Origin of the sequence: Rathayibacter sp. Leaf185, from assembly GCF_001423885.1 — a bacterium.
Taxonomy (GTDB): Bacteria; Actinomycetota; Actinomycetes; order Actinomycetales; family Microbacteriaceae; genus Rathayibacter.
Genome location: NZ_LMPP01000003.1, coordinates 61,071 through 82,067, shown reverse-complemented (window position 1 = coordinate 82,067; position 20,997 = coordinate 61,071). Strand labels below are relative to the sequence as shown.

The window sequence follows — 20,997 nt, the reverse complement described above, 5'->3', positions numbered from 1 at the left end:
GTTGCGGGGTCGCATATGTCGGCGATCGTTTGGACAAGCGTGCACTCGCGGCGTCCGCCCGGTCGCCGCGCATTACACTCGTTCGGGATCGTTCGAACGTTAGAGGAGCAATGGACCTAGTCGTGGAGCCCACCGCCGTCGAGCGAGGGGGGCCTTCGGGGTCCGCCCGCTCCCGTGGGGTGCTGACCCGCAAGGTGAAGGCGTTCATCTCGCTGACGAAGCCGCGGGTGATCGAGCTGCTGCTCGTCGTGACCGCTCCGACGATGATCCTGGCGCAGGGCGGCATCCCGAACCTCCTCCTGGTGCTGAACGTGCTGATCGGCGGCGCTCTGAGCGCAGGATCGGCCGGCGCCTTCAACTGCTACTTCGACCGCGACATCGACCGGCTGATGAACCGGACGAAGAACCGACCGCTCGTCACCGGTGAGATCTCGGATCGCGCCGCTCTCGTCTTCGCGACCACGATCGGCGTGCTGTCGATCGTCTGGCTCGGGCTCACGGCCAACTGGCTCTCCGCAGGCCTCTCCCTCGCGGCGATCCTGATCTACGTCGTGTTCTACACGCTGTTCCTCAAGCGCCGGACTCCGCAGAACATCGTCTGGGGCGGCATCGCGGGCTGCATGCCCGTGCTGATCGGCTGGGCGGCCGTCACGAACTCGCTCGACTGGGCGCCGGTCATCCTCTTCTCGGTGATCTTCCTCTGGACCCCGCCGCACTACTGGCCGCTCTCGATGAAGTACCGCGACGACTACCGGGCGGCCGGCGTGCCGATGCTCGCCGTGGTCCGAGGACGCACGGTGGTCGGCCTACAGGTCATCCTCTACGCCTGGGCGACCGTCGCCTGCTCGCTGCTCCTCATCCCCGTCGCGGGCATGGGCCTCGTCTACTCGGTGGTCGCGGTCGCGAGCGGCGTCTGGTTCATCGCCGAGACGCACCGCCTCTACAGCCTGGCGATCCGTCACGAGCACGTCTCTCCTATGCGGGTGTTCCACGGCTCGATCGGGTACCTCACGCTGCTGTTCCTGGCGGTCGGCATCGACCCGCTGCTGCCGTTCTGATGGTGACCCCGTTCTCGTTCCTCGCCGAGCGCGTGACGCTGTCTCCGCGTGCGCTGCGCTGGGGCACGACAGCTGCTCTCGTCGCGAGCATCCTGATCATCTTCTTCGGGGGAGTGGTGCGGTTGACGGGCTCCGGTCTCGGCTGCCCGACCTGGCCGGCCTGCGAGCCCGGTTCGCTGACCTCGACGCCCGAGCTCGGCATCCACGGGTTCATCGAGTTCACGAACCGGGCCTTCACGGGTGTGCTGATCGTGGCGGTCGGCTGGGCCATCACGGCGGCCCGGCTGCAGAAGCCGCGCGACCGCACCATGACCCGCCTCGCCTGGTCGCAGTTCTGGCTCGTCGTGGCCAACGCCCTCGCCGGCGGTGCGACCGTGCACTCGGGTCTCAACCCCTACATCGTGGCGGGCCACTTCGTGCTGGCGATCGCACTGCTGACGACCACCTCGTTGACCTGGCACCGTGCGCACCGCTCGCAGTCGACCGCGTTCGAGCCCGACGCGCTCACCCGCGGCACGAGCATCGCGCTCGTCGTCGCGACCCTGCTCGTGATCCTGGTGGGCACGCTCGTCACCGGCACGGGACCGCACGCGGGGGACTCCGCAGAGGTGCCCCGGATGCAGTTCCACTGGGAGAGCGTCACCGTCGTCCACGGGGTCCTCGGCACGGCCTCACTCGCGCTGGGTGTCGCCCTCTACGCTCTCCTGGCACGGGCCCAGGGCTCCGAGCTCGCTCGCCGACGGGTCCTCGCGTTCATCGTCGTCGTGGTGCTGCAGGCGCTGGTCGGCGTGGCGCAGTCCCTCCTCGCCCTGCCGGAGGCGCTCGTCGCCGTGCATCTGCTGGGCTCCGCTCTGGTGTGGGTGGGCGCCGTGCGCGTCCTGCTCGATGTGAATCCGCGGCTTTTCACGGTGGGCTCGCAGAGGCGCCGGGTGGTCGAGGAGCTGCAGGCCGCTCACTGACCGGCTCGCACCTCGAACCGGCTCGCGGAGGTGGCGTCGGAGACGGACCAGTGCGATCGGCAGTGCCCGCAGGGGCAGCTCGTCCGCGAGCGCTTCGGCGAGCGAGTCGTACGCGGACGCCGAGCGCCCCGCCCCGGGGGGTCGGAGCAGGGTCGTCAGGAGGCGGGGGAGTCGAGGGGGCCGATCGTCGTTCGTCATGGCTGCACTCCATCACGGACTACCGACACTCGTATGGTCATGCGCGTCTGGCGGCGCGTCCGCCTCTACAAGGGCGACACCCAGGTGCGGAGGTTCCGCTCGGCGCGCCCCGTCCGTAAGATGAGTAGTTGGTTCGGGTTCGGCGCGGGACGCGCCCTCCGCGCAGTCTGCGGGAATCCGGATCGACGGCCCGATGGAGCGCCGCAGCACGCCTCAGGACATCCAGGGACGCACATCACCCGCACCGCGCATCCATCAGATCGCGTGACCGGCCGGAATGCACCTCGCGGGTCGACCCCGGGGAATGACTCCGGAGCCCGACCGGTTAGCAGTGGGTAGGAAACGAGGTACACATGTCAGACATCCTGATCGACCGCCCCGAGCTCGAGAGCCTCGGCGTCTACGAGTTCGGCTGGTCCGACTCGGACTCAGCAGGCGCCTCCGCGCGTCGCGGAATCTCGCCCGAGGTCGTCTCCGACATCTCCGCGCTCAAGAACGAACCGGCGTGGATGCGCGAGCGCCGGATGAAGGCCCTCGCTCTGTTCGAGCGGAAGCCGATGCCCACGTGGGGCGCCGACCTCTCGGCCATCGACTTCGACAACATCAAGTACTTCGTGCGCTCGACCGAGAAGCAGGCCCAGACCTGGGACGACCTCCCGGACGACATCAAGAACACGTACGAGAAGCTCGGCATCCCCGAGGCCGAGCGCCAGCGCCTCGTCGGCGGCGTCGCCGCGCAGTACGAGTCCGAGGTCGTCTACCACCAGATCCGCGAGGATCTGGAGGAGCAGGGCGTCATCTTCATGGACACCGACACCGCGCTGCGCGAGCACCCCGAGATCTTCGAGGAGTACTTCGGCTCGGTGATCCCCGCGGGCGACAACAAGTTTGCGGCGCTCAACACCGCGGTGTGGTCGGGCGGCTCGTTCGTCTACGTGCCCAAGGGCGTCCGCGTCGACATCCCGCTGCAGGCCTACTTCCGGATCAACACCGAGAACATGGGCCAGTTCGAGCGGACGCTGATCATCGCCGACGAGGGCAGCTACGTCCACTACATCGAGGGCTGCACCGCTCCGATCTACAAGTCGGACTCCCTGCACTCGGCCGTCGTCGAGATCATCGTGAAGAAGAACGCCCGTGTGCGCTACACGACCATCCAGAACTGGTCGAACAACGTCTACAACCTCGTCACCAAGCGCGCGATCGCGCACGAGGGCGCGACGATGGAGTGGATCGACGGCAACATCGGCTCGAAGGTCACCATGAAGTACCCGTCGATCTTCCTGGTCGGCGAGCACGCCAAGGGCGAGACCCTCTCGGTCGCGTTCGCGGGGCCCGGTCAGCACCAGGACGCCGGCGCCAAGATGATCCACATGGCGCCGTACACGCAGTCGTCGATCGTCTCGAAGTCGATCGCCCGCGGAGGCGGACGCGCCGGCTACCGGGGCGAGGTGAGGGTGGATGCGAACGCGCACCACTCCGCAAACACCGTCCGCTGCGACGCCCTGCTCGTCGACACGATCTCGCGCTCAGACACCTACCCGGCGATCGACATCCGGGTGGACGACGTCCAGCTGGGCCACGAGGCGACCGTCTCGAAGGTCAGCGAGGAGCAGCTGTTCTACCTGATGTCCCGCGGCATGCCCGAGGACGAGGCCATGGCCATGATCGTGCGCGGATTCATCGAGCCGATCGCGCGCGAGCTGCCGATGGAGTACGCCCTCGAGCTGAACAAGCTCATCGAGATGGGGATGGAGGGCAGCGTCGGATGACCGTCGCCGCCCCCGTCCCCGGGTCGGCCCTCGCGGCCGGCCCGCTCTCTTCGAAAGGAACCACCGCCTGATGACGGTCCCCACGACCGCCCCGACGACCTCCGTGGTCGACGGTGCGGAAGCCGCCGCGCGCCTGGGAATCAGTGCGCACTCCGACGGGGCGTTCACGCCCGTGCAGACGCGCTCCGAGCGCTTCGCCTCGACAGACGTGGACGCCTTCGAGGCGGTCACCGGTCGCGAGGTCGCCTGGAAGCTGACGCCGGTGGCGCGCCTGGCCGATCTCATCGACGGTGAGCTCGACGGTTCTCCGACACCGATCGAGACGACTCCGGTCGAGGGCGTCGACGTCTCGTGGGTGGATCGCGATGACCAGCGGATCGGCACGGCCGGCCTCCCCGAGGACCGTGCCGCCGCGAACGCGTGGTCGTGCTTCGAGCAGGCCCTCGCCGTCCGTGTGACGGGTGAGGACGAGAAGGTCGCGACCATCCTCCGGTCGGGCCTCGGCTCCGCCCCCCGCGCCGCCCACACGATCATCGAGGCCGCGCCCTACGCGCGCGGTGTCGTCGTCCTGCAGAACGAGGGCTCGGCGACGCTCGCCGAGAACGTTGAGATCCTCGTCGGCGAGGGCGCTCAGCTCACCGTCGTCACGCTCCAGGAGTGGGACGACGAGGCTCGTCACCTCGCCAACCACTTCCTCCGGGTCGGCCGTGACGCGAAGGTCAAGCACATCGTGGTCACGCTCGGCGGCTCCATCGTGCGCGTGAACCCGTCGGCGCACCTCGTCGAGCGCGGTGCCGACGGAGAGCTGTTCGGCCTGTACTTCGCCGACGGCGGCCAGCACCTCGAGCAGCAGGTCTACGTCGACCACGACGCCCCCGACACCCGCAGCCGCGTCACCTACAAGGGTGCGCTGCAGGGTCAGGGCGCCCGCACCGTGTGGATCGGCGACGTCCTCATCCGCAACAGCGCCACGGGCACCGACAGCTACGAGCAGAACCGCAACCTCGTCCTCTCGGACGGCACGCGCGCCGACTCGATCCCGAATCTCGAGATCGAGACCGGCGACATCGCGGGTGCGGGTCACGCCTCCGCCACCGGCCGCTTCGACGACGAGCAGCTCTTCTACCTGCAGTCGCGCGGAATCGCCGAGGACGAGGCGCGACGCCTCGTCGTCCGCGGCTTCCTCAGCGAGATCGTGCAGCAGATCCGCGTGACCGAGCTCGAGGACCGACTTCAGCTCGCGATCGAGGCCGAGCTCGCCGGCAGCGCCGGCCAGACCGGCTCCCACCAGACGGAGGTTCCGGCATGAGCGACGCGGCGATGATCTGCTCGGTGTCGGAGCTCGTCCCGAACCAGGCCATCCGCGTCGAGGTCGACGGCATCGCCATCGCCGTCGTGCAGGACTCGGCCGGCGAGATCCACGCGATCGGCGACACCTGCACGCACGGAGAGATCTCGCTCGCCGAGGGATTCGTCGAGGGCGAGTCGCTCGAGTGCTGGGCCCACGGCTCGCAGTTCTCGCTGCGCACCGGAGTCCCCCTGAACCTGCCGGCCTACGAGCCGGTCCCCGTCTTCGTCGTCGAGATCATCGACGGCGACGTCTACATCGACCCCGCAGTCACGAAGGAAGTCTGAATGTCCGTTCTCCAGATCACCGATCTCCACGTCAGTGTCGAGACCGAGCAGGGGACCAAGCAGATCCTCCGCGGTGTCGACCTCACGATCAACCAGGGCGAGATCCATGCCGTGATGGGCCCCAACGGCTCCGGCAAGTCGACCCTCGCCTACACGATCGCCGGTCACCCCAAGTACCACGTCGACGGCGGGTCGATCACCCTCGACGGTGTCGAGGTTCTCGACATGACCGTCGACGAGCGCGCCCGCGCCGGCCTCTTCCTCGCCATGCAGTACCCGGTCGAGATCCCCGGTGTCACCAACACCAACTTCCTCCGCACCGCGAAGACCGCGATCGACGGCGAGGCGCCGGCGATCCGCTCGTGGACGAAGGACGTCAAGGCCGCCATGACGAACCTGAAGATGGACCCGTCGTTCGCGGCGCGCAATGTCAACGAGGGCTTCTCCGGTGGCGAGAAGAAGCGCAACGAGATCCTCCAGCTCGAGCTGCTCGCCCCCCGCTTCGCCGTGCTCGACGAGACCGACTCCGGCCTCGACGTCGACGCGCTCAAGATCGTCTCCGAGGGCGTCAACCGCGCCCACGCGACCACCGGTCTCGGCGTCCTGCTGATCACGCACTACACCCGCATCCTGCGCTACATCGAGCCCGACTTCGTGCACGTGTTCGTCGCCGGCCGCATCGCGGAGCAGGGCGGCAAGGAGCTCGCGACCCGCCTCGAGGACGAGGGCTACGACCGCTTCCTCGCACCGGCGGCGGTCTGATCGTGGGGGTCACCACGCTCGAGCCGCAGCTCTTCGACAAGGTCGAGGAGGCGCTCAAGGACGTCATGGACCCCGAGCTCGGGATCAACGTCGTCGATCTCGGACTGATCTACGATCTGGGCTGGGACGACGAGAACGACGCTCTCGTGATCCACATGACGCTCACCTCCGCCGGCTGCCCGCTTACGGACGTGCTCGAGGAGCAGACCGCCGAGTCGCTCGACGGCATCGTCGACGCGTTCAGGATCAACTGGGTCTGGATGCCGCCGTGGGGTCCGGAGCGGATCACCGAGGACGGCCGCGACATGATGCGCGCGCTCGGCTTCTCGATCTAGTCACCCTGTACGACGAAGGGCCCGGAGGATCATCCTCCGGGCCCTCCGTCGTTGCGGGTCGTGCGTCAGCGCGTGCGACGCGAGAGCAGTGCCCAGCCGGCCGGCAGCAGCGCCGCCGCGACCAGGGCCTTGAGAGCGTCTCCGATGAGGAACGGCACGAGACCGGCGTTGAGCACCGAGCCGAGGTCGGCCGGGACGCCCAGCGAGGCGAGGGCGGTCGCGAGCCAGGGGAGGCCGACCAGGTAAATCGTGGCAGTGCCCGCGAGGAACGTGACGAGGGTTCCGACGACGCGGCGGTCCCACTGGCGCTGCGCGAGCCAGCCGGTGACGATCGCGGCCAGGACGAAGCCGACGATGTAGCCGCCGGTAGGACCGGCGATCACCGACCAGCCGCTCGAGGCCTCGGTGAAGATCGGGCCGCCGAGCGCGCCGACCAGGGCGTAGACGAGCATCGACAGCGCGCCGCGGAGTGCCCCGAGGGTCGTGCCGACAAGGAGCACCGCGAAGGTCTGCCCGGTGATCGGGACGGGCCACATCGGGATGTAGAGCTGCGCCATGGCGGCGGTGAGGCCGGCGCCCGCGAGGACCAGCACGAGGTCGGTGGCGATCGATCGCGTGAACAGTCGGTCCGCGAGGACCGGACGCGACGGAGCGAGCGAGTAGTTGGACATGTCTGTGTCTCCCAAGACCGTGTCGCCCGAGAGCGAGGACCGAACGCGTCCGCGGGAAGCGGACGTGGATCCGCCCCGCGGCTCAGGAAATATACTAGGGGGCTGCCGCATCGCGGCTCCTTGCCCCACACCTCTCGAACGGACCGCCATTTCTTGGCGAGAACGGACAGCACAGTGCTCAGCGTGCACGACCTCGAACTCCGAGTCGGCGCCCGACTCCTGATGGAGAACGTCTCCTTCCGGGTCGGCGACGGCGACAAGGTCGGCCTCGTCGGCCGCAACGGAGCCGGGAAGACGACGCTGACCAAGGTGCTCGCCGGCGACCTCATCGCGGCGAAGGGCTCCGTCGACCGCGGCGGTGAGATCGGCTACCTCCCGCAGGACCCGCGCTCCGGGGACCCCGAGGAGCTGGCGCGCACGCGCATCCTCGACGCCCGCGGCCTCGGACAGCTCGTGCTCGGCATGCAGGAGGCGACCGTCGCGATGTCCAGCAGCGACACGGCGGTCAGCGAGGCCGGGATGAAGAAGTACGGCAACCTGACCGACCGCTTCCTCTCGCTCGGCGGCTACGCGGCCGAGGCGGAGGCGGCGTCGATCGCCAGCAACCTCAACCTGCCCGACCGCATCCTCGATCAGCCGCTGAAGACGCTCTCCGGTGGGCAGCGGCGGCGGATCGAGCTCGCGCGCATCCTCTTCTCGGATGCGAGCACGCTGATCCTCGACGAGCCGACCAACCACCTCGATGCCGACTCCGTCGTCTGGCTCCGCGAGTTCCTCAAGGGCTACCGGGGTGGGTTCATCGTGATCAGCCACGACATCGAGCTGGTCGGCGAGACGGTCAACCGCGTCTTCTACCTCGACGCCAACCGCCAGGTCATCGACGTCTACAACATGAACTGGAAGAACTACCAGCGCCAGCGCGCCGCGGACGAGGAGCGACGCAAGAAAGAGCGCGTCAACGTCGAGAAGAAGGCCGGGGCCCTGCAGCTGCAGGCCGCCAAGTTCGGCGCGAAGGCCTCGAAGGCCGCCGCGGCGCACCAGATGGTCGCGCGCGCCGAGCGGATGCTCAGCGGGCTCGAGGAGGTCCGCGCGGTCGACCGCGTGGCCAAGCTCCGCTTCCCGACTCCGTCCGCGTGCGGGCGCACCCCGTTGCAGGCGCAGAACCTCTCGAAGAGCTACGGCTCGCTCGAGATCTTCACCGCCGTGGATCTCGCGATCGACCGCGGGTCGAAGGTCGTCATCCTCGGGCTGAACGGAGCGGGCAAGACGACGCTGCTCCGGATCCTCGGCGGGGTCGACGCTCCCGATACCGGGTCGATCGAAGCCGGCCACGGCCTCCGGATCGGCTACTACGCCCAGGAGCACGAGACGATCGACGTCAAGCGCTCGGTGCTCGAGAACATGGTCTCGGCGAGCCCGAACCTCACCGAGACCGAGGCACGCCGTGTGCTCGGCTCCTTCCTCTTCACCGGGGACGACTCGCACAAGCCGGCGGGTGTCCTCTCGGGCGGTGAGAAGACGCGCCTGGCGCTGGCCATGATCGTCGTCTCGGGCGCGAACGTCCTGCTGCTCGACGAGCCGACGAACAACCTCGACCCGGCGAGCCGCGACGAGATCCTCGACGCCCTCGCGCACTACGAGGGCGCGGTCGTGCTCGTCAGCCACGACGAGGGCGCCGTCGAGGCGCTCAACCCGGAGCGCGTGCTGATCATGCCGGAGGGCATCGAGGACCACTGGACCACGGACTACCTCGACCTGATCACGCTGGCGTAGCGCCGCACGCTCAGCGCGAGGCGTCGAGCAGCTCGTCCTCGATCTCGGCGTCGGTGCGGCCGCGCTTCAGCCGGCGCTCCTCGCGGCGCTCCTCGGCGGCGATCACCTCGGGGTCGTCGGCGTTGCGGAGGCGGTACTCGTGCCGGATGGCCCAGCCCAGCCCGCCGAAGCCCATCAGGGCGAACAGCACCCACTGGATGGCGTAGCTGATGTGCAGCCCCTCGTCGGCGACCGGCTTCAGCGCAGCGAGCGGCGGAGCGTCGATCGGCGCGGGCGACTCCGCGACGAGGAGTCCATAGGCCGCCGTCCGCAGCGGCTGGTCGAGCTGTGCCGACAGGTCGTCGAGCTGGATCGTGGCGATCTGCCCGGCCGGCGCCGAGCGTCCGTCGATGCGTCCCTCTGCCGGCTTGAGGCGCGCCACCACGGTCACCTCGCCCTCCGGGGGAGCCGGGATCGCATCGGGGGAGTCCTGCTGGGATCCGACGGGGACCCAGCCGCGGTCGATGACGAAGACGCTGCCGTCATCGAGACGGAGCGGAGTGAGGATCTCGAAGCCCGGGTTGCCGTTGTAGGGCCGGTTGCGCACGAGCGTCTGGTCGCTGGTCTCGTAGACCCCGGTGACCTCGACCGGCCGGTACTCGAGCGCGTCGTCCCAGTACGACCCCGCTCCGAGGAGGCTGTCGAGCGCGACGGGATCCGCCGACCAGTTCGCACTGACGAGCCGATTGGTGCTCGCCGCCTCATCGAGCCGGGCGACCTGCCAGCGCGACAGGAGCACGCAGGCGACGGCGAAGACGACGGTGAGGGCGAGATAGCCGAACCAGCGTCGCGAGAACGCGAAACGCCAGGACGCGCGGGGAACCATGCTCGTCACGCTACAGGCCGCACCTCTGTGAAGGCGCTGCCACTGGTCACTGCGCGGCTCCCCGGTCCATCGTCTGGAGCGGCTTCACCTCGAGCGGGAACTCTCGCGCGGCGAGGAACTCGCGCAGGTGATCGAGGTGCTCGCCGCAGGCCAGCCAGGTCTTGCGCCGGTCTTCCGAGTGGATGCGAGGGTTCCGCCACTCCACGGCCCAGGTGGCGACCCGCGTGCAGCCCGCCCGTGAGCAGGTCTGCGCGTGCGGAGTCGTCCCGAGAGAGATCACGGACGTCCGCCGGCCGGATCGCCGCCCTCGGGCGCGCTCGACGAATCGGTCTCCGGCGCCGCTGACGGGTACTGCACGGGGCGGGCCAGCACGACGGCTCCGGGCCGCTGAACGGTCCCGCTCTCGCCGAGGCCGCCGACGTTGGCGAGCACGACGGCGAAGTAGGGGAGCACGATCGCCCCGACGGCGAAGAACGCGAGCCACCAGCCCTGGGCGAAGATCAGGCAGATCACGCAGATCATCCTGATGCTCATCGCGATCGAGTATTTGACCACACGAGAGTGCCGCGCATCAGTCGGCGACGGTGGAAGAGTGGTGAGCGATTCACGTGGTTTCACAGCCCTGCAAGCCTACGTCTCCGTGAACGGACGGAGCCCTGCGCGCCGTGTTCCCGGAATCTGTTGCGCGCGGCGCCTCTAGGATGTACGGGTCGTCCGGCGCCATCTGCGCACCGGCAGGAGGGACACCATGACCACGCCGCGCACCGTCCTCGTCACCGGAGGCAACCGAGGGATCGGCTACGCCATCGCCGAGGAGTTCGTGGCGGCCGGTCATCGCGTCGCCGTCACCGCTCGCTCCGGCTCGGGCCCCGAGGGGTCGCTCACGGTGGTCGCGGATGTGACCGACAGCGCCTCCATCGACGCCGCCTTCACGCAGATCGAGGCCGAGCTCGGCCCGGTCGAGGTCCTCGTGGCCAACGCCGGCATCACCCGCGACATGCTCCTGCTCCGCATGTCGGAGGACGACTTCACCTCGGTCCTCGACACGAACCTCACCGGTGCCTTCCGCGTCGTCAAGCGCGCCTCCAAGGGGATGCTCAAGAAGCGCTTCGGCCGCATCGTCCTGATCTCGAGCGTCGTGGGCCTGTACGGCTCGCCCGGCCAGATCAACTACTCCTCGTCGAAGGCAGCGCTCGTCGGCTTCGCCCGCTCGCTGACCCGCGAGCTCGGGGCCCGCAACATCACCGCCAACGTCGTCGCGCCCGGCTTCATCGAGACCGATATGACGGCGGAGCTGTCGGCCGAGCAGCAGGCGGAGTACCGCTCGAGCATCCCGCTCGCCCGATACGGCACGGCGACCGACGTCGCCCGGGTGACCCGCTGGCTGGCGAGCGAGGAGGCCGACTACATCTCCGGTGCCGTCATCCCGGTCGACGGCGGCCTCGGAATGGGGCACTGACCCTCCCAGAGTATAAGCCGAGAGCTTATATCGGGCAGATATCAGCTATATTCTTATCGCGTGACCTCCTCCACTCCCGTCGCGGTGCTCCTGGACCTCGTCGGCTCGCGCACGATCGTCGAGCGCGACGCCGCTCAGATCCTGATCGAGCTCGCGTTCGAGGAGGTCGACCAGGCGGTTCCGGCGCTCGAAGCGCTGCATGCCACGGTCGGTGACGAGTTCCAGGCGGTGTACGCCTCTGTCGCCGCCGCGCTGGTGGCCACACTGCAGGCGCGCCTGTCGCTGCCCGAGGGGATCGACTGCCGAGTCGGCCTCGGGGCCGGCGCGATCCGGGTCATCGGCTCCGGCACCTCGGGTGCTCTCCAGGACGGTCCGGGCTGGTGGAGGGCGCGAGCAGCGATCGACAGGGCCCACGAGCTGCAGGACACCGGCGTCCCCACTGCCCGGGGCTGGTACATCGCCTCCGACGCGCCCGACGCGCCCGACGCGGGCGAAGCCTCGATCAACGCCTACCTCCTGGCGCGCGACACCCTGGTCTCTCCACTGAGCTCCCGTGATCGACGGCTGGTCCTCGGGACGCTGAGGGGGCGTTCGCAGAGAGCCCTCGCCGACGAGGAGTCGATCTCGCAGTCGGCGGTGTCCCAGGCGCTGCGGCGGTCGGGGGCGGGCGCGCTCCTGGCCGGGGCACGACTCCTGGAGGACCAGTGCTGACCGCTCTGCTGCTCGGCCTCGTCGGTGGCGCTGACCTGCTGAGGACCCACCTGGCTCGGCGAGCAGCAGCCGCCACGGTGATCGCACTGTGGTCGGTCGCGCTCGCGGCCGCGCTCGTGGGCCTCGGGGCCCCACTCCTCGGCGTGGTCGTGGTGGCCGCACTCGGAGGGGCGTGGCTCCTCCTCACCACCACCGCTGAAGGGCGGCGCCCGCCGGGTGGTCTGAAGCCTGCCGCGGGGCTCGTCGTCGCCGTCCTCCTGCTCTCAGTGGCCGACCGCTCCGGCGGGGCCGCGACCGGCCCCCTCGTCGACGTGTACACGGCCCTCGGCCGCTCGGATCCTGTCCCGCCCGTCGATCAGGCGCTGATGGCGCTCGGAGCGGCGGTGTTCCTCCTCGAGAGCGGCAACGTCATCGTGCGCGCCGCCCTCTACCGCGAGCTGGCGCAGCCGGAGGGGCCGCCGCCGCGCAGGCTCCCGCTCCGCGCCCGTCTCTCGCGACCGCCGGCGGAGGAGGTCCGCCTCCCGGATCTGCGCGGTGGCCGGGCCATCGGTCCGCTCGAGCGGATGCTGGTCGCCGGGCTCACTCTGGCGGGCGCGGTCGGCCTGGCCGGCGCCGTGTTCGCGGCGAAGGGGATCGTGCGGTTCCCCGAGATCTCGCGGGACGGCGCCAGTGGTGCGAAGGCCGAGTACTTCCTTGTCGGCTCCCTGGTGAGCTGGACCCTCGCCCTGTCGTGTGCGGCGCTCGTCGCGTTCGCCTGAGCGTCAGCCGCGGAGGCCGAGCACCGGCAGCAGCTGACTGAGGTCGAGACCGTCGACGACGAGGTCGGCGCGCTCGCGCACCACGGGCTTCGCGTTGAAGGCGACGGCGAGTGCGGCGACGGCCATCATCTCGAGGTCGTTCGCGCCGTCTCCGATCGCGATCGTGCGGCAGAGGGGGACGCCCGACCCCGCGGCCCACTCCTGCAGTGCGGCGGCCTTCGCCGAGGCGTCGATGATCGGGCCGTCGACACCGCCGGTCAGGCGACCGTCGCCGCTCGTCAGCCGATTGGCGCGGATGAAGTCCAGACCGAGACCCCCCGCGACCGGGTCGAGGACCTCGTGGAAGCCGCCCGAGACGACTCCGATGCGCCCGCCGGCGCGGTGGACGCCCGCGACGAGCTCCTCGACACCGGGAGTGACGCGGACGTCGGCACTGACGCCCTCGCAGACCGCGGTGTCGAGACCCGAGAGCGTCGCCACTCTCTCCCGCAGGCTCTCGCCGAAGTCGAGCTCGCCGCGCATCGCGCGCTCCGTCACCGCCGCGACCAGCTCCGCGGAGCCGGCATGGGCGGCGAGGAGCTCGATCACCTCGTCCTGGAGGAGGGTCGAGTCGGCGTCGAGGACGACGAGGAAGCGGGCAGGCGCGGGAGGGCGCTCACTCATGGACGGTCCGATCGATCGGTCCGCGGTGATCGCGGGAGGTCGGTGCGGCCCGCGGGGGTGCTACGGGCGGACGACGACGCCCTTGCCGACGACGGTGATGCCCGACTCGGTGACGGTGAACCCGCGCTCGCGGTCGTGGTCGTGGTCGACTCCGACGCGGGCACCGGGCTCGACGACGACGTCCTTGTCGAGAATAGCGCGAGCGATCAGAGCGTCAGGGCCGATCCGCACCTTGTCGAAGACGACGGAGTCGGCGACCGTGGCGTTCGATTCGATGTTCACCCACGCCCCGATGACGCTGCGCTCGATGTGCGCGCCCGAGATCACGGTGCCGAGCGACACGACGGAGTCGACCGTCGAGCCCATGTTGCCCCGGCCGTCGCGCACGATCTTGGCGGGCGGAGAGTTCAGCTGCGACGAGAAGATCGGCCACTGCTGGTTGTAGAGGTTGAAGACCGGGAGCGCCGAGATCAGATCCTGGTGGGCCTCGTAGAACGAGTCGATGGTCCCGACGTCGCGCCAGTAGTAGCGGTCGCGATCGGTCGAGCCGGGGACGTCGTTGAGCTGGAGGTCGTAGACCCCCGCTTCGCCGCGCGCGACGAAGTCGGGGATGATGTCACCGCCCATGTCGTGATCGGACGTGGAGAGCTCGCCGTCGCGGATGACCGCGTCGATCAGGGCGTCGGCGTCGAAGACGTAGTTTCCCATCGAGGCGAGCACCTCGTGCGGAGAGTCGGCGAGGCCGACCGGGTCCTTGGGCTTCTCGAGGAACTCGGCGATCCTGGTGGGGACGATGCCGTCGCCCGCTTCGTCGCCGGCGAGCTGGATGACCCCGAACTGGTCGGCGAGCTCGATCGGCTGGCGGATCGCGGCGACGGTCGCCTTGGCACCCGACGCGATGTGCGCCTCGATCATCTGCGAGAAGTCCATGCGGTACACGTGGTCCGCGCCGACCACGACGACGATGTCGGGCTTCTCGTCGCGGATCAGGTTGAGGCTCTGCAGGATCGCGTCGGCGGAACCGCTGAACCAGCGCTTGCCCAGGCGCTGCTGCGCGGGCACGGAGGCGACGTAGGAGTTGAGCAGCCCGGAGAGGCGCCAGGTCTGCGACACGTGCCGGTCGAGCGAGTGCGACTTGTACTGGGTCAGCACGACGATCTGGGTGAGCCCGGAATTGATGAGGTTCGACAGCGCGAAGTCGATGAGACGGTACTGCCCGCCGAAGGGCACCGCGGGCTTCGCCCGGTCCGCCGTCAGGGGCATGAGCCGCTTGCCCTCGCCGCCGGCGAGGACGATGCCGAAAATCTTCTTTGACTGCATGGCTCAACAGTAGGGGTGCGCAACCCCACCGCGAACCCGGCTTTCTGGGCAGGCGGGCCTGTACTACGGTTCGGGTGTGCGAGTCGATCTGCTGACCAAGGAATATCCGCCCGAGGTGTACGGGGGAGCCGGTGTGCACGTGGCCGAGCTCACCAAGGCGCTGCGCACCGACATCGATGTCGTGGTGCGCTGCTTCGGTGCGCCGCGCGACGAGCCCGGGGCCTTCGCGTACCCGGTACCCGCTGAGCTCGCCCAGGCGAACGGCGCACTGCAGACCCTCGGAGTCGACCTGCAGATCGCGCAGGACACCGTCGGTGCCGATCTGGTCCACTCCCACACCTGGTACGCCAACGCCGCGGGCCGGCTCTCGCAGCTGCTGCACGGGATCCCGCACGTCGTCTCTGCGCACAGCCTCGAACCGCTGCGCCCGTGGAAGGCCGAGCAGCTCGGCGGCGGCTACCGCGTGTCGAGCTGGATCGAGCGCGAGTCGTACGAGAGCGCCGACGCGGTCATCGCGGTCTCGGGCGGGATGCGGAACGACATCCTCCGCTCGTACCCGGCACTGGACCCGGCCAAGGTGCACGTCGTCTACAACGGCATCGACCTCGATGCGTGGCACCCCGTCGACGACGAGGCCGTCCTGCATGAGCTCGGCATCGACCCGGCGCGCCCCTCCGTGGTCTTCGTCGGCCGCATCACGCGCCAGAAGGGTCTGCCGTACCTGCTGCGGGCCGCGGCGACCCTGCCCCCCGAGGTGCAGCTGGTCCTCTGCGCCGGCGCTCCCGACACTCCCGAGATCATGGCCGAGGTCACCGCCCTCGTCCGAGGGCTGCAGGAGGAGCGCACCGGCGTCGTCTGGATCGACCGCCACCTCCCGCGCCACCAGCTCTCGGCCGTGCTGACCGCCGCGACCACGTTCGTCTGCCCGTCGATCTACGAGCCTCTGGGCATCGTGAACCTCGAGGCGATGGCGTGCGGCGCGGCCGTCGTCGGGACCGCCACCGGAGGCATCCCGGAGGTCGTCGTCGACGGCGTCACCGGGCGTCTCGTGCCGATCGAGCAGGTCACCGACGGGACGGGGACGCCGGTCGATCCGGACCGCTACGTCGCCGACCTGGCCGCGGCCCTCGCCGAGGTGGTCGCCGACCCCGAGGCGGCGAAGCGGATGGGCGCGGCCGGCCGCGAGCGCGCGCAGAGCGACTTCAGCTGGACCCAGATCGCCCGGGACACCCGCGCGATCTACGCCTCGCTCGTCTGAGCGGCTCCGCTCCTCCGCCTAGGATTGGCGCTATGCCCAGTGTTGTCTCGTTCGTCGATGTGTCCTTCGTCCGGAACGGCAAGCGGATCCTCGATCACGTCGAGTGGACCGTGGCCGAGGAGGACCGCTGGGTCGTCCTCGGGCCGAACGGCGCCGGGAAGACCTCGATCCTCCAGATCGCGGCGGCGCAGAACTACCCCTCGACCGGCCAGGCGCATCTGCTCGAGGAGACGCTCGGCCGCGTCGACGTCTTCGAGCTGCGCCCGCGGATCGGCTACGCCTCGACCGCGATGGCCCGCCGCCTGCCCGCCGGCGAGACGGTGCTCGACGTCGTGATGACCGCCGCCTACGCCGTCACGGGCCGCTGGAACGAGGGCTACGACGAGATCGACGAGCGACGCGCACGCCGCGTCCTGGCCGAGTGGAAGCTCGACCACCTCGCCGACCGCACCTTCGGCACGCTCTCGGACGGCGAGCAGAAGCGCGTCCAGATCGCTCGCGCGATCATGACCGACCCCGAGCTGCTGCTGCTCGACGAGCCGGCCGCGAGCCTCGACCTCGGCGCGCGCGAAGAGCTCGTGCAGCTGCTCAGCGGCTTCGCGAAGGACCCGGCGTCGCCCGCCATCGTCATGGTCACCCATCACGTCGAGGAGATCCCCGACGGTTTCACACACGCCCTCCTCCTGCGCGACGGCGGCGTCGTCGCCGCAGGTCCGATCGACGAGGCGCTCACCGAGACGACGCTCGCCGAGACGTTCGGACTCGACATCGCGCTCAGCCGCGAGAGCGGGCGCTACTCGGCGCGCGCGCGCTGACCGGTGTCCACCACGGGTGCGGCGCTCCTTCTCGCGTCGCGCCGGATCTGGTAGCGTGGACAGCTGGTTCGGGCCCGTCCGCGATGCGCCCACCACCACTCCACCCGTTCCCGTCGACGACAGGTGCGGTTCAGGACCACTCAGCGACAGGAAAAGACCATGAAGACCGACATCCACCCCGTGTACGAGGCCATCGTCTTCCGCGACCTCGCGTCCGGTGAGACCTTCCTCACCCGTTCGACCGCGAAGAGCAGCAAGACCATCGAGCTCGACGGCGTGACCTACCCCGTCATCGACGTCGAGATCTCGTCGGCCTCGCACCCGTTCTACACGGGCAAGCAGCGCATCATGGACTCGGCCGGCCGCGTCGAGAAGTTCAACAGCCGCTACAAGAACTTCGGCAAGTAGGACGCTCCTCCGAAGGGCCCTCGACCTCGCGGTCGGGGGCCCTTCGTCGTGCGGTGCGGGCGTCCGGCTCGCATCGGCTCGCGAGAACGACTTCGGCTCGTGAGAAGTGCTTCGGCGCGCGGGAAGTCGCGAATCCCACGAGCCGAACCTCATTCGACGAGCCGGAGGTGCAGGATCGGGCGTGCATCAGCAACTCGGGCTCGTCGAATCCGGTTCGGCGTGCCGGAATCTGCCGGTCTCGCGAGCCGAACGGGATTCTGCGAGCCGGAGAGGCAGAGGCGGAGCGTTCCCGTAGGGGAGCGGGTGCGGTAGCGTCCGGGCATGGTGTCGTGGGCCGACAAGCCGATCCTGCCGTTCGTCTCCGCAGAGGAGTGGGACGCGTACCTGAGCGGGCAACCGGATCCCGGGGGAGTGCGGCTGAAGATGCGCAAGAAGGCGGCGGTCGATCCCGGCATCACGTACGCCGAGGCACTCGACGTCGCGCTCTGCCACGGCTGGATCGACGGGCAGGCCGGTGCCTTCGACGACCAGTTCAGCCTGCAGGCCTTCACCCCTCGCCGCCGTGCCAGCCCGTGGTCGAAGGTGAACCAGGAGCACGTCGCGCGCCTGATCGACGAGGGACGGATGCGTCCGGCCGGCCACGCCGAGATCGAGCGAGCGAAGGCGGACGGCCGGTGGGAGGCCGCCTACCGCCAGAAGGGCGCGGAGGTCCCCGCCGATCTGCAGGAGGCGATCGACGCGGATCCGGCGGCGAGCGCGTTCTTCGAGACGGTCACGGGACAGAAGCGCTTCGCGTTCCTCTTCCGGCTGCAGCAGCTCAAGCGGCCGGAGTCGCGCACGAAGCGCATCGCCGAGTACGTCGCTCTGCTCGCGGAGGGACGCACGCTCACCTGAGCGGTGGGGCGTCGGTCAGTGGCGCACGGGCCAGCCACCGTCGGCCGTGAAGCCCTCGTCGCGGACGCGGCGCATGTACTCCTGGAACGACTCGGCCTGCGTGCGGCACCAGTCGATCTGCAGCGCGTGCAGCGCGCGGGCGTCGTTGCCCAGCTCGTCGGCGAACGTGCGGCCGAGAGCCTGCGCCAGGCGTCCGGCCGCGACGGCGTCGGCGCCGGCATCGTGGGCGTCGGTGAGGGCGACTCCGTAGTGCTCGGCGGCGTGGACGAGGGTGCGCTTGCCCTTGCGGTAGCGGTCGACGGCCTTGTCGATGACCAGGGGGTCGATGATCGGGCTCGGGTCGAGCAGGACCGGCACACCCCAGCGGCGCGACTCGTGCGCCAGCAGGGAGAGGTCGTAGGGGGCGTTGTAGACGACCACCGGGATCTCGCGCTCGAGGAGCGAGCGGAGCGCCTCCGAGATCTCGGCGACGACCTCGCCGGCCGCCCGCCCGTGCGCCCGGGCGTGCTCGGTGCTGATGCCGTGGACGGCGCTCGCGCCCTCGGGGATCTCGACGCCGGGGTCGGCGAGCCAGGTGGTGGCCTCGACCGGTGTGCCGGAGGCGTCGATCACGCCGACGTGGGCGGTCACGATGCGGCTCGTCCGCACATCGATCCCCGTCGTCTCGAGGTCGAAGACGGCGAGCTCGTCGAACCAGCGTCGAGCGGCCGGATCGGGCACCGGGGTGCCGCCGAGTGCCCGTCCGAACGAGGGGTCGAGTTCGACCGCGGCTGCTCGCACGGGGGAGGGCTCGCCTCCCGCCTCGAGGTCGAACAGCGTCGCGTCGGTGCCTGTCTCGGTGATGCTCACCCGATCAGACTAGGCGGGGCCTCCGACATCGTCCGGAGGCCCCGCGGCGTGCTGTCGTCCCGCGTCAGCGCGGCTCGGGCGCCTTCGTGACGTGCAGCCAGAAGAAGCCCTGGGTGCCGAGCGTCATGGTGAGCGTGCCGTCGGCCGAGAAGCCGGGGAAGCGCCCGCCTCCGAAGAGATCAGAGAGGGTCGACCCTCCGTTCTCGGGGTCGGTGATCGTCACCGAGACCGGGTTGTGGTTGAAGCTGAAGACGCACAGCACGTCCTCCGGCTGATCGCCCATCGCCGTACCGGAGCCCGCGTACTCGCGGACGAACGCGAGGACCGACTCGTGGTCGGTCTCGAGGACCCGCATGCCGCCGAGGCCGAAGGCCGGGTGCCCGCGGCGCACGTGCAGCACGTTGCGCATCCAGTGCAAGAGCGAGCGCGACTGGGCCAGCTGCGCCTCCACATTGACCTGGTTGTAGTGGTAGACCAGCGACTGCACGACGGGCTGCACGAGCTTGCCGGGGTCGGCCGCCGAGAAGCCGGCGTTGCGGTCGGGCGTCCACTGCATCGGCGTGCGGGAGGCGTCGCGGTCGTTGAGCCAGATGTTGTCGCCCATCCCGATCTCGTCGCCGTAGTACAGGAACGGGCTGCCGGCGAGGGAGAACAGGAGCGCATTGATCAGCTCGAGCTCGGCGCGCGAGTTGTCGAGCAGCGGCGCGAGTCGGCGCCGGATGCCGATGTTCGATCGCATCCGCGGGTCGTAGGCGTACCAGCCGTACATCGCCTGGCGGTACTCCTCCGAGACCATCTCGAGGGTGAGCTCGTCGTGGTTGCGGAGGAACACTCCCCACGCGGCTCCGGTGGGGATGTCGAAGGTCTCGGAGAGCACCTTCTTGAGCTCGTTCGCGGTCTGCGCGCGGAGCGAGTAGAAGATGCGCGGCATGACGGGGAAGTCGAAGGCCATGTGGCACTCCGGCTCCTCCTCGGTGCCGAAGAACGCGGCGACCTCGCGCGGCCACTGATTCGCCTCCGCGATGAGGATGCGGCCCGGGTAGTCGCGGTCGACCATCGTGCGCAGGTTCTTGATGAAGGCGTGAGTGGGCGGCTCGCCCTCGCCGTTGCCCTCGTCCGACTCGTAGAGGTAGGGGATCGCGTCGAGGCGGATGCCGTCGACGCCCAGGTCGAGCCAGAACCTGACGATGTCGTGGATCGCCTCGTGCACCGCCGGGTTCTCGAAGTTGAGGTCGGGCTGGTGCGAGAAGAAGCGGTGGAAGTAGAACTGACGGCGCTCGGAGTCGAAGGCCCAGTTCGAGTCCTCGGTGTCGACGAAGATGATGCGGATGTCGGGGTAGCGCTCGTCGGTGTCGTTCCAGACGTAGAAGTCGCCGTAGGGGCCCTCGGGATCGGACCGCGACTGCTGGAACCACTCGTGCTGGTCGCTGGTGTGGTTCAGCGGGAAGTCCATCACGATGCGCATGTTGCGCTCGTGCGCCTTGCGGACGAGGTCGCGGAAGTCCTCCATCGTGCCGAACTCGGGGAGGATCGCCTTGAAGTCCGAGACGTCGTAGCCGCCGTCGCGCAGGGGCGACTGGTAGAACGGCGGGAGCCAGAGGGCGTCGACCCCGAGCCACTGCAGGTAGTCGAGCTTCGAGGCGAGTCCGTTGATGTCGCCGGCGCCGTCTCCGTTCGAGTCGACGTACGTCCGGATCATCACTTCGTAGAACACCGCCCTGCGGTACCACTGCGGGTCGAGAGCGAGTCCTGGGAGTTGGATCGGCGACGTGAAGCTCACGGTGCTCCTTCTGCTGCGTCCTGAGCGGAGGGCGCTCAGGGTGACGGGCGGCGC

The 20,997-nt window shown here is 69.5% G+C and carries 23 protein-coding genes; 15 read left to right on the top strand and 8 right to left on the bottom strand.

The annotated features are described in order from the left end of the window. Positions 1–110: 110 nt before the first annotated feature. From ASG06_RS12735 to ASG06_RS12705, 7 genes are all read left to right on the top strand, one after another. Positions 111–1,058, top strand: a complete 948-nt coding sequence (locus ASG06_RS12735) for a heme o synthase (protein WP_056042786.1) — start codon at positions 111–113, stop codon at positions 1,056–1,058. Continuing rightward, complete coding sequence (locus ASG06_RS12730) at positions 1,058–2,017, top strand: COX15/CtaA family protein (protein WP_082499217.1); 960 nt, start codon at positions 1,058–1,060, stop codon at positions 2,015–2,017. Before ASG06_RS12735 ends, ASG06_RS12730 begins: the two co-directional genes overlap by 1 nt. A 551-nt stretch (positions 2,018–2,568) precedes the next feature. Next, entirely contained in the window at positions 2,569–3,987 is a 1,419-nt protein-coding gene (gene sufB, locus ASG06_RS12725) for a Fe-S cluster assembly protein SufB (protein ID WP_056042784.1), read from the top strand. Between the two features lie 70 nt (positions 3,988–4,057). Next, on the top strand, positions 4,058–5,296 hold the full coding sequence (gene sufD / locus ASG06_RS12720; protein ID WP_056042782.1) for a Fe-S cluster assembly protein SufD: 1,239 nt from the start codon (positions 4,058–4,060) through the stop codon (positions 5,294–5,296). Next, on the top strand, positions 5,293–5,622 hold the full coding sequence (locus tag ASG06_RS12715; protein ID WP_082499216.1) for a non-heme iron oxygenase ferredoxin subunit: 330 nt from the start codon (positions 5,293–5,295) through the stop codon (positions 5,620–5,622). Before sufD ends, ASG06_RS12715 begins: the two co-directional genes overlap by 4 nt. Beyond that, complete coding sequence (gene sufC, locus ASG06_RS12710; RefSeq protein WP_056042780.1) at positions 5,623–6,384, top strand: Fe-S cluster assembly ATPase SufC; 762 nt, start codon at positions 5,623–5,625, stop codon at positions 6,382–6,384. A gap of 2 nt (positions 6,385–6,386) precedes the next feature. Beyond that, positions 6,387–6,719: a metal-sulfur cluster assembly factor gene (locus tag ASG06_RS12705; protein WP_082499215.1), complete on the top strand. Its 333-nt coding sequence runs from the start codon at positions 6,387–6,389 to the stop codon at positions 6,717–6,719. A gap of 65 nt (positions 6,720–6,784) precedes the next feature. On the opposite strand, the gene ASG06_RS12700 is transcribed toward ASG06_RS12705, so the two are convergent. Beyond that, positions 6,785–7,390 (bottom strand): biotin transporter BioY, encoded by a 606-nt coding sequence (locus tag ASG06_RS12700; protein ID WP_056042779.1) that lies wholly within the window; start codon positions 7,388–7,390, stop codon positions 6,785–6,787. A 174-nt stretch (positions 7,391–7,564) separates the two neighbouring features. Between ASG06_RS12700 and ASG06_RS12695 the strand changes: the two genes are divergently transcribed. Next, the gene (locus ASG06_RS12695) at positions 7,565–9,163 is read left to right on the top strand and encodes an ABC-F family ATP-binding cassette domain-containing protein (protein ID WP_056042777.1); all 1,599 of its coding nucleotides are present in this window, start codon (positions 7,565–7,567) and stop codon (positions 9,161–9,163) included. Positions 9,164–9,173: 10 nt separating this feature from the next. On the opposite strand, the gene ASG06_RS12690 is transcribed toward ASG06_RS12695, so the two are convergent. From ASG06_RS12690 to ASG06_RS12680, 3 genes are read right to left on the bottom strand one after another with little or no spacing between them, the layout of a single operon-like run. Beyond that, positions 9,174–10,028, bottom strand: coding sequence for an SURF1 family cytochrome oxidase biogenesis protein (locus ASG06_RS12690; RefSeq protein ID WP_056042775.1), 855 nt, complete (start codon positions 10,026–10,028; stop codon positions 9,174–9,176). A gap of 46 nt (positions 10,029–10,074) precedes the next feature. Further along, positions 10,075–10,308 carry a hypothetical protein gene (locus ASG06_RS12685; RefSeq protein ID WP_056042773.1) on the bottom strand — a complete coding sequence of 78 codons (234 nt, stop codon included), beginning with the start codon at positions 10,306–10,308 and terminating at the stop codon, positions 10,075–10,077. Beyond that, positions 10,305–10,646: a DUF3099 domain-containing protein gene (locus ASG06_RS12680; RefSeq protein ID WP_082499214.1), complete on the bottom strand. Its 342-nt coding sequence runs from the start codon at positions 10,644–10,646 to the stop codon at positions 10,305–10,307. Before ASG06_RS12680 ends, ASG06_RS12685 begins: the two co-directional genes overlap by 4 nt. Before the next feature lie 130 nt (positions 10,647–10,776). On the opposite strand from ASG06_RS12680, the gene ASG06_RS12675 reads away from it, so the two are divergent. From ASG06_RS12675 to ASG06_RS20265, 3 genes are read left to right on the top strand one after another with little or no spacing between them, the layout of a single operon-like run. Next, positions 10,777–11,487 carry a beta-ketoacyl-ACP reductase gene (locus ASG06_RS12675; RefSeq protein ID WP_056042771.1) on the top strand — a complete coding sequence of 237 codons (711 nt, stop codon included), beginning with the start codon at positions 10,777–10,779 and terminating at the stop codon, positions 11,485–11,487. A 60-nt stretch (positions 11,488–11,547) separates the two neighbouring features. Further along, positions 11,548–12,198, top strand: coding sequence for a SatD family protein (locus ASG06_RS12670; RefSeq protein ID WP_056042769.1), 651 nt, complete (start codon positions 11,548–11,550; stop codon positions 12,196–12,198). Beyond that, entirely contained in the window at positions 12,192–12,956 is a 765-nt protein-coding gene (locus ASG06_RS20265) for a hypothetical protein (protein WP_056042768.1), read from the top strand. Before ASG06_RS12670 ends, ASG06_RS20265 begins: the two co-directional genes overlap by 7 nt. Positions 12,957–12,959: 3 nt before the next feature. On the opposite strand, the gene serB is transcribed toward ASG06_RS20265, so the two are convergent. Both serB and ASG06_RS12655 read right to left on the bottom strand, forming a co-directional pair. Next, positions 12,960–13,619 (bottom strand): phosphoserine phosphatase SerB, encoded by a 660-nt coding sequence (serB, locus tag ASG06_RS12660; protein WP_056042765.1) that lies wholly within the window; start codon positions 13,617–13,619, stop codon positions 12,960–12,962. A 60-nt stretch (positions 13,620–13,679) separates the two neighbouring features. After that, positions 13,680–14,939, bottom strand: coding sequence for a glucose-1-phosphate adenylyltransferase (locus tag ASG06_RS12655; RefSeq protein ID WP_056042763.1), 1,260 nt, complete (start codon positions 14,937–14,939; stop codon positions 13,680–13,682). Positions 14,940–15,015: 76 nt separating this feature from the next. Between ASG06_RS12655 and glgA the strand changes: the two genes are divergently transcribed. From glgA to ASG06_RS12635, 4 genes are all read left to right on the top strand, one after another. Next, a complete protein-coding gene (gene glgA / locus ASG06_RS12650; protein WP_056042762.1) occupies positions 15,016–16,197 on the top strand; it encodes a glycogen synthase in 1,182 nt (393 codons plus the stop codon). Positions 16,198–16,229: 32 nt separating this feature from the next. Next, positions 16,230–17,012: an ABC transporter ATP-binding protein gene (locus ASG06_RS12645; protein ID WP_056042760.1), complete on the top strand. Its 783-nt coding sequence runs from the start codon at positions 16,230–16,232 to the stop codon at positions 17,010–17,012. A gap of 159 nt (positions 17,013–17,171) precedes the next feature. Further along, positions 17,172–17,420 (top strand): type B 50S ribosomal protein L31, encoded by a 249-nt coding sequence (locus tag ASG06_RS12640; RefSeq protein ID WP_056042757.1) that lies wholly within the window; start codon positions 17,172–17,174, stop codon positions 17,418–17,420. A gap of 321 nt (positions 17,421–17,741) precedes the next feature. Next, entirely contained in the window at positions 17,742–18,314 is a 573-nt protein-coding gene (locus ASG06_RS12635) for a YdeI/OmpD-associated family protein (RefSeq protein WP_056042755.1), read from the top strand. A gap of 15 nt (positions 18,315–18,329) precedes the next feature. Here the strand turns inward: ASG06_RS12635 and ASG06_RS12630 are convergent, their stop codons facing one another. Then, positions 18,330–19,034 (bottom strand): exonuclease domain-containing protein, encoded by a 705-nt coding sequence (locus ASG06_RS12630; protein WP_056043485.1) that lies wholly within the window; start codon positions 19,032–19,034, stop codon positions 18,330–18,332. A gap of 193 nt (positions 19,035–19,227) precedes the next feature. Continuing rightward, positions 19,228–20,943 (bottom strand): maltose alpha-D-glucosyltransferase, encoded by a 1,716-nt coding sequence (gene treS / locus ASG06_RS12625; protein WP_056042753.1) that lies wholly within the window; start codon positions 20,941–20,943, stop codon positions 19,228–19,230. Positions 20,944–20,997: the final 54 nt, after the last annotated feature.

Coding starts and splice junctions, on each gene's coding strand:
- ASG06_RS12735 (WP_056042786.1), top strand. CDS start 111: ATGGACCTAGTCGTGGAGCCCACCGCCGTCGAGCGAGGGGGGCCTTCG.
- ASG06_RS12730 (WP_082499217.1), top strand. CDS start 1,058: ATGGTGACCCCGTTCTCGTTCCTCGCCGAGCGCGTGACGCTGTCTCCG.
- sufB (WP_056042784.1), top strand. CDS start 2,569: ATGTCAGACATCCTGATCGACCGCCCCGAGCTCGAGAGCCTCGGCGTC.
- sufD (WP_056042782.1), top strand. CDS start 4,058: ATGACGGTCCCCACGACCGCCCCGACGACCTCCGTGGTCGACGGTGCG.
- ASG06_RS12715 (WP_082499216.1), top strand. CDS start 5,293: ATGAGCGACGCGGCGATGATCTGCTCGGTGTCGGAGCTCGTCCCGAAC.
- sufC (WP_056042780.1), top strand. CDS start 5,623: ATGTCCGTTCTCCAGATCACCGATCTCCACGTCAGTGTCGAGACCGAG.
- ASG06_RS12700 (WP_056042779.1), bottom strand. CDS start 7,390: ATGTCCAACTACTCGCTCGCTCCGTCGCGTCCGGTCCTCGCGGACCGA.
- ASG06_RS12690 (WP_056042775.1), bottom strand. CDS start 10,028: ATGGTTCCCCGCGCGTCCTGGCGTTTCGCGTTCTCGCGACGCTGGTTC.
- ASG06_RS12675 (WP_056042771.1), top strand. CDS start 10,777: ATGACCACGCCGCGCACCGTCCTCGTCACCGGAGGCAACCGAGGGATC.
- serB (WP_056042765.1), bottom strand. CDS start 13,619: ATGAGTGAGCGCCCTCCCGCGCCTGCCCGCTTCCTCGTCGTCCTCGAC.
- ASG06_RS12655 (WP_056042763.1), bottom strand. CDS start 14,939: ATGCAGTCAAAGAAGATTTTCGGCATCGTCCTCGCCGGCGGCGAGGGC.
- ASG06_RS12645 (WP_056042760.1), top strand. CDS start 16,230: ATGCCCAGTGTTGTCTCGTTCGTCGATGTGTCCTTCGTCCGGAACGGC.
- ASG06_RS12640 (WP_056042757.1), top strand. CDS start 17,172: ATGAAGACCGACATCCACCCCGTGTACGAGGCCATCGTCTTCCGCGAC.
- ASG06_RS12635 (WP_056042755.1), top strand. CDS start 17,742: ATGGTGTCGTGGGCCGACAAGCCGATCCTGCCGTTCGTCTCCGCAGAG.